This is a genomic window from Rhizobium sp. YTU87027, assembly GCF_050644135.1.
Lineage (GTDB): Bacteria > Pseudomonadota > Alphaproteobacteria > Rhizobiales > Rhizobiaceae > Rhizobium.
The window spans coordinates 923,996-936,843 of the sequence record NZ_CP098440.1 but is presented as its reverse complement, the minus strand read 5'-3'; the positions used below and the strand labels follow the sequence as shown (position 1 = coordinate 936,843).

The 12,848-nt window shown below is 59.8% G+C and carries 12 protein-coding genes; 5 read left to right on the top strand and 7 right to left on the bottom strand.

Translation table 11 applies throughout. The features are described 5' to 3' along the window. Positions 1-86: 86 nt before the first annotated feature. The 3 genes from NBG89_RS04700 to rsmA are packed head-to-tail and all read left to right on the top strand — an operon-like array spanning position 87 to position 2,895. A complete protein-coding gene (locus NBG89_RS04700) occupies positions 87-1,037 on the top strand; it encodes a peptidylprolyl isomerase (RefSeq protein ID WP_431321922.1) in 951 nt (316 codons plus the stop codon). A 5-nt stretch (positions 1,038-1,042) separates the two neighbouring features. Beyond that, the gene (gene pdxA / locus NBG89_RS04695; RefSeq protein WP_431321921.1) at positions 1,043-2,068 is read left to right on the top strand and encodes a 4-hydroxythreonine-4-phosphate dehydrogenase PdxA; all 1,026 of its coding nucleotides are present in this window, start codon (positions 1,043-1,045) and stop codon (positions 2,066-2,068) included. Continuing rightward, positions 2,068-2,895, top strand: a complete 828-nt coding sequence (gene rsmA / locus NBG89_RS04690) for a 16S rRNA (adenine(1518)-N(6)/adenine(1519)-N(6))-dimethyltransferase RsmA (protein WP_431321920.1) — start codon at positions 2,068-2,070, stop codon at positions 2,893-2,895. The genes pdxA and rsmA overlap by 1 nt, the downstream gene beginning before the upstream one ends. Positions 2,896-3,018: 123 nt before the next feature. Here the strand turns inward: rsmA and gmk are convergent, their stop codons facing one another. The 7 genes from gmk to fabD form a co-directional block, all read right to left on the bottom strand. Further along, positions 3,019-3,684, bottom strand: a complete 666-nt coding sequence (gmk, locus tag NBG89_RS04685; protein WP_088693495.1) for a guanylate kinase — start codon at positions 3,682-3,684, stop codon at positions 3,019-3,021. 3 nt (positions 3,685-3,687) lie between these two features. Further along, the gene (locus NBG89_RS04680; protein ID WP_431321919.1) at positions 3,688-4,575 is read right to left on the bottom strand and encodes a YicC/YloC family endoribonuclease; all 888 of its coding nucleotides are present in this window, start codon (positions 4,573-4,575) and stop codon (positions 3,688-3,690) included. Between the two features lie 15 nt (positions 4,576-4,590). Continuing rightward, positions 4,591-5,832, bottom strand: a complete 1,242-nt coding sequence (gene mltG / locus NBG89_RS04675) for an endolytic transglycosylase MltG (RefSeq protein ID WP_431321918.1) — start codon at positions 5,830-5,832, stop codon at positions 4,591-4,593. Between the two features lie 107 nt (positions 5,833-5,939). Next, positions 5,940-7,202, bottom strand: coding sequence for a beta-ketoacyl-ACP synthase II (gene fabF, locus NBG89_RS04670; RefSeq protein ID WP_088693497.1), 1,263 nt, complete (start codon positions 7,200-7,202; stop codon positions 5,940-5,942). A gap of 93 nt (positions 7,203-7,295) precedes the next feature. After that, positions 7,296-7,532, bottom strand: a complete 237-nt coding sequence (locus tag NBG89_RS04665) for an acyl carrier protein (protein WP_003547058.1) — start codon at positions 7,530-7,532, stop codon at positions 7,296-7,298. A gap of 289 nt (positions 7,533-7,821) precedes the next feature. Further along, positions 7,822-8,559, bottom strand: coding sequence for a 3-oxoacyl-[acyl-carrier-protein] reductase (gene fabG / locus NBG89_RS04660; protein ID WP_431321917.1), 738 nt, complete (start codon positions 8,557-8,559; stop codon positions 7,822-7,824). A 29-nt stretch (positions 8,560-8,588) separates the two neighbouring features. Continuing rightward, entirely contained in the window at positions 8,589-9,533 is a 945-nt protein-coding gene (gene fabD, locus NBG89_RS04655; RefSeq protein WP_431321916.1) for an ACP S-malonyltransferase, read from the bottom strand. A 205-nt stretch (positions 9,534-9,738) separates the two neighbouring features. On the opposite strand from fabD, the gene NBG89_RS04650 reads away from it, so the two are divergent. Beyond that, entirely contained in the window at positions 9,739-10,782 is a 1,044-nt protein-coding gene (locus tag NBG89_RS04650) for an aldo/keto reductase (protein ID WP_431321915.1), read from the top strand. A gap of 197 nt (positions 10,783-10,979) precedes the next feature. Then, complete coding sequence (locus NBG89_RS04645) at positions 10,980-12,755, top strand: adenylate/guanylate cyclase domain-containing protein (RefSeq protein WP_088704248.1); 1,776 nt, start codon at positions 10,980-10,982, stop codon at positions 12,753-12,755. The last annotated feature ends 93 nt before the right edge of the window (positions 12,756-12,848 follow it).

The window sequence follows — 12,848 nt, the reverse complement described above, 5'->3', positions numbered from 1 at the left end:
CAGTTTAGAGCGGCAATGCCCGTTTGTCTTGAGAAGGTATGCGCGCCGCGACGTGAATGCGCGGCGTCAATGGGAAGGGTCGATAGATGATTGGCGCCAAAAGAACCGTCAGAACGATGATTGCCGGGGCGGCTTTCGCAATGCTAGCAGCGTTTGTCTCACCTCAGGCGGGCGCAGTCTTTGCCGCAAGCGAAGTCAGAGTGGTCGTGAATGGCACGGCGATTACCAGCGGTGATGTCGCCAAGCGTCAGGCATTCCTTCGGCTCCAGCATCAGAACGCCGATGCCAAGGCCGCTGAAGAACAACTGATCGACCAGACGCTGAAGCAGCAGGAAATCGCGCGCGTGCGCATGTCGGTTTCCAAGGACGACGTTGATGCATCGTTCGCGCGGTTTGCGACCGGCAACAAGCTGACAACCGATCAGATGACGCAAATTCTCGAACGCGCCGGCGTCGGTGTCGCGCATTTCAAGGCCTTCATCGCCGTGCAGATGAGTTGGCCGCGCCTCGTCAATGCGCGTTATGGCGCGAATTCCCGAATGTCGAATTCCGACTTCGTTGCCCGCATGATGGAGAACAAGCAGAAGCCGGAGACCACGGAGTATATTCTGCAGCAGATGATCTTCGTCGTTCCCGCCAACAAGAAGGGCATCGTCGGCAAGCGCAAGAGCGAGGCCGAGGCATCGCGTTCGAAGTATCCAGGTTGTGACCAGGCCAAGGTGTTTGCCGCAACGATGCGCGACGTCTCTGTGCGTGACCTCGGTCGCGTTCTCGCACCGGAGCTTCCGACCGAATGGAAGCCGCTTGTTGAGGAGGCCAAAGGCAATACGACGGCCACACGCGTGACCGACAGGGGCGTCGAATACATTGCCATCTGCAGCCAGCGCCAGGTGTCCGATGACCAGGCTGCCGAAATGGTGTTCCGCCAGGAAGATCTCGACAAGGCGAAGGCAGGGAAGAACGCGCCTGCTGAGAATCCAAACGCTCAGAAATACATGGAAGAGCTGCGCAAGAAGGCGCAGATCATGCGTCCCTGAGCAAAATGACGATCTCGTTCTCGCGCCCGCTCGCTCTCAGTCAAGGGGATCCGGCTGGTGTCGGCCCCGACATTACACTGCTGGCCTGGATGCGGCGTAGAGAGCTTGGCCTCCCTCCGTTCGTCTTTATTGGCGATCCAGATGTTTTGGCGTTGCGTGCCAATCTGCTTGGGCTGACGGTTGCTATTCGCGAAACCGATTGCGCTAGCGCCAATGACGTCTTTGCCGATGCCCTCCCCGTGCTTCCGATACCTGCAGGCATCGAGGTTGTTGCAGGCGAGCCCCATGTCGCAACAGCGAAGGCCACGATCGCCGCAATTGAGAAAGCCGTATCGCTGACAATGTCGGGGGAAGCCCTTGGCGTCGTTACCAACCCAATCGCCAAGTCGGTGCTCTACGAGTCCGGCTTCCCCTTCCCCGGCCACACAGAGTTTCTTGCAGATCTTTCCGCACGGGCAACAGGCCAAGTGACCATGCCGGTGATGATGCTCGCCGGTCCGAAGCTCCGCACCATTCCGGTCACAATCCATATTCCTCTCAAGGATGTGCCTCAGGCGCTCACTGCGGAACTCATCATCGCGACCTGCCGAATTGCTGATGCCGATCTCAGGAATCGCTTCGGGATCGAAAACCCGCGCCTCGCTGTTGCAGGTCTCAATCCGCACGCGGGCGAAGACGGTACCATCGGCAAAGAGGATGAAGCGGTCATCAAGCCGGCCATTCAATTTCTGAGATCCGAGGGGATCAACGCAATCGGGCCGCTGCCTGCCGACACAATGTTTCACGATGAAGCCAGGGCGCGCTACGACATTGCAATCTGCATGTACCACGACCAGGCCTTGATACCGGCCAAGGCGCTTGGTTTCGACGACTCCGTCAACGTGACGCTTGGATTGCCCTTCGTGCGCACGTCGCCCGATCACGGCACCGCATTCGGCATTGCCGGCAAGGGACTTGCGCGCGAAAGTAGCCTCGTCGCGGCACTGAAGCTCGCTGGTCACCTCGGACGCACCGCAGAGGGGCGCATTTGATGGCTGCCTTGGACGGGCTTCCGCCGCTTCGCGACGTCATTCAACGCCATGGTCTCGATGCACGGAAGGCCCTCGGCCAGAACTTTCTGCTCGACCTCAACCTGACACAGAAGGTTGCCCGGACAGCCGGCTCGTTGGAAGGTGTCACTGTTTTTGAGGTCGGCCCAGGTCCCGGCGGTCTGACGCGCGCCATCCTCGCACTAGGCGCGAAGAAGGTGATCGCCGTCGAGCGCGATTCTCGCTGCTTGCCCGCGCTTTCAGAAATCGCGGAGCACTATCCGGGGCGGCTCGAGGTCATCGAAGGCGACGCGTTGAAGACGGACTTCGAAGCTTTGGCGACCGAGGGACCGGTGAAGATCATCGCCAACCTGCCCTACAACGTCGGGACGCTGTTGCTGGTCAATTGGATCCTGCCGAAGCAATGGCCGCCTTTCTGGGACTCGCTGACGCTGATGTTCCAGAAGGAAGTGGGCGAGCGCGTTGTCGCGACTGAAGACGATGACCACTATGGACGTCTTGGCGTGCTCTGCGGCTGGCGTACGAACGCGCGTATGGCGTTTGATATACCGCCGCAGGCATTTACGCCGCCACCGAAAGTCACGTCGACGGTTGTCCATCTGACACCGAACGAGAACCCGATCCCCTGCTCAGTCGCCGATTTGGAAAAGGTCACTCACGCGGCCTTCGGCCAGCGCCGCAAAATGCTGCGGCAAAGCCTCAAACCCCTCGGCGGCGAAGCCCTACTCAACAAGGCGGACATAGATCCTCAGCGACGCGCAGAGACACTTTCGGTTGCCGAATTCGTTAGGCTGGCAAATTGCCTCTAGGCTACGTGTCGGCCATCCCGCATCCAGAGCGATAGACCTTCTGAGATAAGTGGATTCGCGCGACAGTTACGGGTCGGCCCGCCGACCTCGCCCGTAAGCATCATCGCTTCAAACCTGCTGGTCTTAGAGCTTCGGCTCTTCCGTCAGCAGGCCGTTGACGAAGTCGAACAGGCCGTGGCGGCGGTCGCGGCGGACGCGCTCCGCATTGACGATGCAGCTCACGTTGCGAAACGCCTCGTCCAGATCGTCGTTGACGATGACGTAGTCATATTCGCGCCAGCGTTCGATCTCAGCGCGGGAATTCAGAAGTCGCGTGCGAATAACCTCTTCCGAATCCTCAGCGCGACGATGCAAGCGCGACTGCAGTTCGGTCATGGTGGGCGGCAGCACGAAGATCGAGACAATGTCGGCCTTCATCTTGTCCTGAAGCTGCAGCGCGCCTTGCCAGTCGATATCGAACAGCATGTCGCGACCTTCGGCCATTGCAGATTCTACTGGCTCCCGCGGTGTGCCATAGAAATTGCCATGCACCTCCGCCCACTCGAGCAGATCGCCCGCGTCGCGCATCCTCTCGAACTGTGGGACCGTGATGAAGTGGTAGTGCTTACCCGCGATTTCGCTCGGCCGCTTCGCCCTGGTCGTGACACTAACAGAGATTTCCAGGCTATGGTCGTCCCTGAGAAGGTTGCCGGCAATCGTCGATTTGCCTGCGCCAGACGGTGAGGACAGGACAAGCATCAGCCCACGCCGGGCGATCTTAGTGGGTGTGTTCGACTGGGCCGGGCTCATGTATCACTCCAGATTCTGGACCTGCTCACGGAACTGGTCGATGACGACTTTCAGCTCGATGCCGGCGGCGGTAACCGCCGCGGCATTCGACTTCGAGCAGATGGTATTCGATTCTCGGTTAAATTCCTGTGCAAGGAAATCGAGCTTACGCCCGACCGGGCCGCCCTTCGCAAGCAGGTCGCGAGCAGCAACCACATGCGCCTTCAGGCGATCGATCTCTTCACGCAGATCCGCCTTCGTGGCGAGCAGAGCGGCTTCCGCATGCAGCCTGTCGCGATCCAGCTTTGCCGACCCATCCATAAGCATTGCGACCTGCGCGGCCAACCGACCAGCGATTTCTTGCGGAGAGCGGGAGGGATCACGCTCGATCACCTGTGTCAGCCCCTCGATTGTCGAGACATGGTCTAGCAGGATGCGCGACAATGCGGCACCTTCCAGCTCCCGCATCTGACGTAGATCGGCAAGGGCTGCAATCAGGCCTTCGACAATGTCGGAATCGCGCGCTGCGATGGCTTCGTCGCCGTCCTCGCCATCCCGGAATTCGATGATGCCTCGGATGGCGAGCAAAGTATCGAGCTGCAATGGCGCCGAATCGATGATGCCACCAAGCTGATCACGCAAGGCGAGCACCGCGGAGAGTGCTTCCTGGTTCAGGACCGTTTCGACGCGGCTCTCACCAGCAGAGATGGAGAGTGACGCCTGCATATTGCCACGGCTAAAACGCTCGCCCGCAAAGCGACGCACGTCATTCTCCATGCGCTCCAGCCCCGGCGGGAGGCGCAAGCGGAGATCAAGGCCTTTGCCATTGACCGAACGCAACTCCCAAGCCCAACGCCAGCGGCCGCTCGTGCCCTCACGCCGCGCAAAACCGGTCATGGACTGCAAAGCCATGCGAGCCTCCCAAAATCAGTTGGTTTTCTTTTTCTTTTGGGCAGCCGGCGCGGCAGGCGTTTCCGGCTGCGTCTGGCTCTCGGGCTGTCCGTCTACTACGATATTCGGATCGGCGCCCTTGGCGGCCTCCAGTTGGCGCCAGCGCTTGACGTTTGCGTTGTGCTCCTCAAGGGTGGCCGCGAAAACATGACCGCCGGAACCATCGGCGACGAAATAGAGATCCTGCGTTTTCCACGGATTGGCGACTGCCTCCAGCGCATCTCGGCCCGGATTGGCGATCGGTGTCGGAGGAAGCCCCTTGATGACGTAGGTGTTATAGGGCGTTTCCTTCTTGAGGTCCGATTGATAGATCGGGCGATCTGTCGGCTTTCCATCGCCACCGAACAGTCCGTAGATGATCGTCGGGTCGGATTGAAGGCGCATCCCCTTGGCCAGCCGGTTGAGGAAGACGGAAGCCACGTGCGCGCGCTCGTCGGGAACACCCGTCTCCTTTTCGACGATCGAAGCGAGGATGATCAATTCGTCTTTTGATTTGAGCTGCAGCGACGGGTCGCGCTTTTCCCAAACCTGATCGACCAGCTTCTGCTGTGCCGCAGCCATCTGCTCGATGATCTCAGCCCGCTTCGTACCACGTGAGAACTTGTAAGTATCCGGACGCAAGCTTCCTTCGGCGGGGACAACTGCTGGCAGGTCGCCTTCCAGCACAGCATCCTCGTTTAGGCGGTTGAACATCTGGCGGACGGTGAGCCCCTCCGGAAACGCGACAGAATACAGGATCGACTTTCCGGATTTGAGCAGTTCCATGATGTCATTCATGGAAGCATGTGCCTTGATTTCGTACTCGCCCGCCTTGAGGCTCTCGCCGTCACCCAGATGCGTCGCGGTAAGGTACCGGAAGATACGCGCGTCCGAGACGATGTTGTTGCGTTCGAGGCTTGCGGCGATCTCAGCAGCACCGGCGCCGTTCCGCACGATGAAATTCGTGTTCGTCTCCAAGGGACCGGGATTCTGATAGGCGGAGATCGCATAATAATAAAGGAAGACGGCCGCCACGCAGCCGAGCACGACCAGCGTCATCAGGAAGTTCAGAAAAATGATAACCTGGCTGCGCGCCTTCTTCGAGCGCTTAGGTGGCTCGGGCACGCGCTCGGGTCGAAGCGCCTCGCTCGGCGACTTGGGAATGATCGGCCCGCTCTGTGTCTGCTGGCTCTCCTCGCCGATCGTCCCGTTGTTCTGGTTCGTATCGTTCACCGGCAATCCTCTAAACTTGGCCTCAAGTCCCGCTTCTTGCTAAGCAATGCGGCAAAATGCAGGTGGGGCCGCGCAAGGGTGCAGCCCCACTGCCAGAACGTCAACGCCTAAACTCACGCGACGTAGCGGCGCAGCACCAGCGAGGCATTCGTACCGCCAAATCCGAAGGAATTCGACAGTGCGACGTTGATCTCCCGCTGGCGCGCCTTGTGCGGAACGAGATCGATTGCGGTCTCACGCTCAGGATTGTCGAGATTGAGCGTCGGAGGCGCAACGTTGTCGCGGATCGCGAGCGTTGCGAAGATCGCCTCAATCGCGCCGGCGGCGCCAAGCAGATGGCCGGTGGCAGACTTCGTCGACGACATTGAGATCTTGGAGGCGGCATTGCCAACCAGGCGCTCCACGGCACCGAGTTCGATTGTATCGGCCATCGTCGATGTACCATGCGCGTTGATGTAGTCGACATCAGCGGGCGTCAGGCCGGCGCGCTTCAACGCCATCGTCATGCAACGCTGCGCACCCTCACCGTCCTCGGACGGAGCAGTGATGTGATAAGCATCGCCGGAGAGACCGTAGCCGACAACCTCGGCATAGATCTTGGCGCCGCGAGCCTTGGCGTGCTCCAACTCTTCGAGAACAACGATGCCTGCACCCTCACCCATGACGAAGCCGTCACGATCCTTGTCGTACGGACGCGATGCCTTGGTCGGATCGTCGTTGTGCTGGGTGGAGAGGGCCTTGCAGGCGGCGAAGCCGGCCAGAGAGATACGGCTGACAGGAGATTCTGTGCCGCCAGCGACCATCACGTCGGCATCGCCGAACGCAATGAGACGGGCAGCGTCGCCGATCGCGTGAGCGCCGGTCGAGCATGCCGTGACCACCGAATGGTTCGGACCGCGCAACTTGTGGCGAATTGATACCTGGCCGGAAACGAGGTTGATCAGGCGGCCGGGAATAAAGAACGGAGAGATGCGGCGGGGGCCCTTGTCGCGCAGCGTGTAGCCAGCCTCAACGATGCCTTCGATGCCACCAATGCCGGAGCCGATCAAAACACCGGTCGCGACCTGGTCCTCATCGCTCTCGGGGTGCCAGTTCGCATCATCAAGCGCCATGTCGGCGGCTGCCATGCCGTAGATGATAAAAGGATCGACCTTGCGCTGTTCCTTGGGCTCCATCCAGTCATCGACATTAAAGGTGCCGTCGGTGCCGTCGCCAACCGGAATACGGCAAGCAATCTTTGCGGGAAGATCGTCGACTTCGAACTCAGTGACCAGGCGGGCGCCGTTTTTTCCCGCAAGCAAGCGGGACCACGTCACTTCCGTTCCGCATCCCAAGGGCGATACCATACCGGTACCTGTTATAACGACCCGTCTCATCGACTGCATTCCCCCGCCTTTTATGTTTTTGGAGAACCATGCCAGAAATAAAAAGGGCGGACTCCGGGTCCGCCCTTTTTAAAACGCTCAGGATTAAGCCTGAGCCTTTTCGATAAACTTTACGGCATCGCCGACCGTCAGGATCGAGTCAGCAGCGTCATCCGGAATTTCAACGCCGAATTCTTCTTCGAATGCCATGACCAGTTCGACGGTGTCGAGCGAGTCAGCGCCCAGATCGTCGATAAAGCTGGCGCTTTCGACAACCTTGTCGGCATCGACGCCAAGATGATCAATAACAATTTTCTTTACGCGTTCTGCGATATCGCTCATGTCGGTTTCCTCGACCTTATGTCCTGATCAGAATGCCTTGTGACATCCCTACCCTGTTTCAGCCTGCGGCGCCGTTAAGCCACCCTCGGCAAACTCTTTGAACCCGGCTACCAGAAATGTCCCAGGCTTGCACAAAAGCCCGCCGGTCCGTCTGCTTTCTCGGGAGACTGTTCACAGTCATGGCCCGCTTAACACGGTTTAAGTCTGCCGCAAAGCCAGAAAATCAACCCCATCGGGTTGGTCAACACGCTATTGCGGGGAAAACAGCCTCGAAAGGCAGTTTACCGTTTCAGATCATGGCCATGCCGCCGTTTACGTGCAGCGTCTGGCCTGTCATATAAGCGGCTTCCGACGAGGCGAGATAGGCGACGGCGGAAGCGACTTCCGCGCCTGTGCCCATGCGCTTCATCGGGATAGCCCCCATGATCGCTTCCTTCTGCTTGTCGTTCAGCTTGCCGGTCATGGCGGACTCGATGAAGCCCGGCGCCACGCAGTTGACGGTGACGTTGCGGGTCGCAATCTCCTGTGCCAGCGACTTCGTGAAGCCGATCATGCCTGCCTTGGAGGCGCAGTAGTTGGCCTGGCCCGGATTGCCGGTGACGCCGACGACCGAGGTGATGTTGATGATACGGCCATAGCGGCGGCGCATCATCGGATGCGTCAACTCGCGCGTCAGGCGGAACATCGCCGTCAGATTCACCTCGATGACGCTGTCCCAGTCCTCGTCGCTCATGCGCACGAACAGGCCGTCCTTGGTGATGCCGGCGTTGTTGACGAGGATGTCGACGCCTTCGAGATCAGCTTCCGCCTTGACTCCGAGAGCCTTGACTTCGTCGCGGTCCGCGAGGTTGGCCGGGAAGATCTTTACACGATCACCAAGTTCGTTTGCCAGCGCCTCGAGCTTCTCGACGCGAGTGCCGTGGAGGCCGACGATGGCGCCCTGTTTGTGCAGGATACGGGCGATTTCTTCGCCAATGCCGCCGGAAGCACCAGTAACCAGAGCCTTGCGGCCGGAAAGATCGAGCATGGAAGTGTTCCTTGTAATCGTTAAATCTATCAGGCCATCAGGGCGGCAACAGCCGCATCGATATCGGCAGGCGTGTTGACGGCAATGCAGTTCACAGTCTTGTCGATACGGCGTGCGAGGCCGGTCAGGACCTTGCCGGAGCCGATCTCATAAAGCGTCGTCGCGCCGTTGGCCGCGAACCATTCGACCGTCTCGCGCCAACGGACCTGGCCCGTCACCTGTTCCACGAGCAACTTGGCGATCTCGTCGGCGTCGGTCACCGGTGCAGCGCGCACGTTGGCGATAAGAGGCACGACCGGGTTTGACTTCTTCACACCGGCCAGAGCTTCGCGCATCGCGTCTGCAGCGGGCGCCATCAGAGAAGAATGGAAGGGAGCGGAGACCGGGAGCAAGATCGCGCGCTTGGCGCCCTTCTCGGTTGCTATCGCGGCACCCTTTTCCACGGCTGCCTTCTCGCCCGAAATGACGATCTGGCCGCCGCCATTGTCGTTGGCGATCTGGCAGGAGCCGACGGCAGAGGCTTCCTCGCAGACGGCGACGACATCGGCATGTTCAAGGCCGATGATGGCGGCCATGGCGCCAACACCGACAGGTACGGCGGCCTGCATGGCATTGCCGCGAATGCGCAGCAGACGGGCGGTGTCGGCCAGCGAGAAGGTACCGGCAGCGCAGAGAGCGGAGTATTCGCCGAGCGAATGACCGGCAACGTAGGACACCTTCGCCTTCAGATCGACGCCCTTGGCTTCGAGGACACGGATGGCCGCCATCGAGACCGCCATCAGAGCCGGCTGCGCGTTGGCCGTCAGGTTCAGCGTGTCTTCAGGACTGTTAAACATGGTCTCGGACAGCTTTTCGCCCAGAGCTTCGTCGACTTCTTGGAAGACGGCGCGCGCCTCGGCGTAATTCTCGGCAAGATCCTTGCCCATGCCGACAGCCTGGCTGCCCTGACCCGGGAATGTAAAAGCAATGGTCATGCTATGTCCCTTTTATACGGACCTCTGGTTATTTCGCCTCCAATTGACATTCTTTCCTGCAGAGTCAAGTGCCGGATGCCCGCGTTCCAAGGCTTTGCGGCTGCGAGTGGGCCCGGTTTTACCTCTTGCGCTTGCTCAATTCCGGTCTAGATTTGCGCCGTCCTTCCAGACCATTTCTTTTCCAGATTATCTTCAGGGCTTTCAGATGAAGTACAAGACACTTGGCCGCACGGATATTTCCGTGTCCGAAATCTGCCTCGGCACCATGACCTGGGGCACGCAAAACACGGAGGCCGAAGCGCATGAGCAGATGGACTATTCCGTCGAGAAAGGCGTGAACTTCTTCGACACAGCCGAGCTTTACCCGACCACGCCGGTCTCCGCGGAGACGCAAGGCCTGACCGAAGATTACATCGGCAGCTGGTTTCAGAAGACGGGCAAGCGCAAGGACATCGTGCTCGCCACGAAGGTCGCGGGTCCTGGCCGTTCGTATATCCGCAATGGCGACGGCGCCGACGCGAAGAATATTCGCCTGGCGATCGAGGCAAGCCTGGGCCGGTTGAAGACCGACTATATCGACCTCTATCAGATTCACTGGCCGAGCCGAGGGCATTTCCATTTCCGGCAGGCCTGGCACTACGATCCTTTCAAGCAGGACCACGCCAAGGCGATCGGCAATATCACCGAAATATTGGAAACAATGGGCGCCCTTGTCAAAGAGGGCAAGGTTCGTGCCTTCGGCCTCTCCAACGAAACGACGTGGGGCACCCAGAAGTATCTTACGCTTGCCGAACAGCTCGACCTGCCGCGCGTCGCCACGATCCAGAACGAATACAATCTTCTCTACCGCCACTACGATCTCGACATGGCGGAACTGTCGCATCATGAAAATGTCGGCCTGCTCGCCTATTCCCCCCTCGCCGGCGGCATCCTCAGCGGCAAATATCTAGACGGCGCCAAGCCCGACGGCTCGCGCGGATCGATCAACGGCGATCTCGGCGGCCGCCTGCAGCCCTTGCAGGAGGCACCCACGAAGGCCTATCTCGACATCGCCGAACGGCACGGCCTCGACCCTTGCGCGATGGCGCTCGCCTTCTGCCTCAGCCGCCGCTTCATGACATCGGTGATCATCGGCGCCACCACGATGAAACAGCTTGAAACGGACCTGGGTTCGGTCAGTCTCAAGCTGTCGCACGAGGTTTTGGCCGAAATCGAGGCTGTTCATCGCCAGTACCCGATGCCGATCTAAGGCGACAGGTGACGCGTCACGATCTGGCCTACGAGGGCCAGATCGCTTACTGAATTCCTATCGAGGCACGTCTCCCGCAAAGCGTCCACAACGAGAAGTTTCGACAACTTTGCCGTCGCGGCAATTTCCGCTTCTCGGTCCTGCGCAATTCAGCTAGTTTTAAAAGGCTCTGTGCAGGGCCGCGGGGAGCTCATTCCGTGGAACGGAAGCTCGCAGTCATACTTGCCGGCGACGTTGCCGGTTACAGCCGCCTTGTTGCAACCAACGAGGAGGATGCGCTTGCGACGCTGAGCGTCTACAGCACCACGATTGGCGACCTCGTGTGCGAGCACGGCGGGCGGATTTTCGGCAGCGCTGGAGACAGCGTAGTGGCCGAATTCCACAGCGCAGTGCAAGGCGTCCGTGCAGCGGTCGCCATCCAGCGCGCCCTCAATCGCCGAAATGCGGACCTGCCTGTGGATCGACGGATGGAATTCCGCCTCGGGCTCAATCTTGGCGATGTCGTCGTCTCGGGAGACAATCTGCTCGGCGACGGCGTGAATGTCGCCGCCCGCCTTCAGGAGGTGGCGCTGCCTTCCGGCATCTGCATTTCCGGTGCGTTGCGCGAGCAGATCGAGGGCAAGCTGGACTTTCCTCTCGTGCCGATGGGCGACCGTACGCTTAAGAACATTCCGCGACCGGTGCCTGTGCATCGGGTACACTGGAGCCGTGAGGACCCCGTCGAGGCAGGAGCGCTCAGCGGGCCGCTAAGACTGCCCGACAAGCCCTCGATCGCAGTGTTGCCCTTCGTGAACATGTCTGACGATCCCGAGCAGGAATTCTTTGCGGATGGACTGACCGAGGACATCATCACTGCGCTTTCGCTTTACCGCTGGTTTTTCGTCATCGCCCAGAACTCATCCTTCGCGTATAAGGGGCGCGCAGTCGATGTGAAGCAAATCGGGCGTGATCTCGGCGTGCGCTATGTCGTAGAAGGCAGTGTGCGCAGGGCTGGGACACGGGTTCGCGTCACAGGGCAGCTGATCGAAGCCGAGAGCGGCGTTCACCTCTGGGCACAGCGCTACGACCGCGAAATCGCGGATATCTTCGCTATTCAGGACGAACTCACCCAAAATGTCGTTGGCGCCATCGAGCCGGAAATCCTGATAGGTGAAAGCCGCCGGGCACTGCTCAGAACGACAGACAATCTCGATGCTTATGAAAGCCATATGCGTGGCACTTGGCTGCACAATGCGCAGGACACCGCCGAGCATTTCATCGAATCCATAGCCTGGCATCGCCGAGCCATCGAGCTCGATCCCGATTTCGCACGCGCCCACATGATGCTGGCTCGTTCGCTCTACGCGCGCTGTTTCCACGGCTTCAGCGACGATGTCGACAGAGACAGCACCGAACTTCGAGCAGAGGCAGAGCGCGCAGTCGCGCTTGATCCGCGCGACCCCTACTCTCACTACGCGATGTGCCTTGGTCATTTCGTTGCCCACAACGCCCCGGCCGCCGTCGAAGAAGCGCAGCAAGCTATCGATCTCAATCCCAATTTCGCCCTGGCGCATATGGGGCTCGGATGGGCCAGAATCTTCACCGGCTATTTCGCGGAAGCTTACGATCCTCTCCACATGGCCCTACGGCTTAGCCCACATGATCCCCTGGCCTATCTCATCCACGACCGGCTCGCGTTGTCGAACTATCATCTCGGCAACTACGAGGAAGCGATTCACTATTCCGAACGTGGGCTGTCGCTCCGCCGTGCCTACTTCAACCGGGTCGTGCTTCTTGCAAGCTTGGGGCAGCTCGGCCGTCATGACGAAGCCCGGCGGCTGATACCAGAGATCCTGGCAAACGTACCGGCAGACCTCGAGCACTATTGGAAGATCCTGACGCCCTACGTCGACCCCGGCCACTACGACCATTTCGTCGACGGGTTGCGCAAGGCGGGGCTGCCCTCGTTGAACTCGCAGCGAGAACATTGCTGACGTCCCTTGCGTTTCCGCCAAAAATCCGTATAAGCCGCACTGTTCGCAAACCCGGTCTTCTGGCTGGTGGCTGAACGGAGGGCCGGTTTCCCA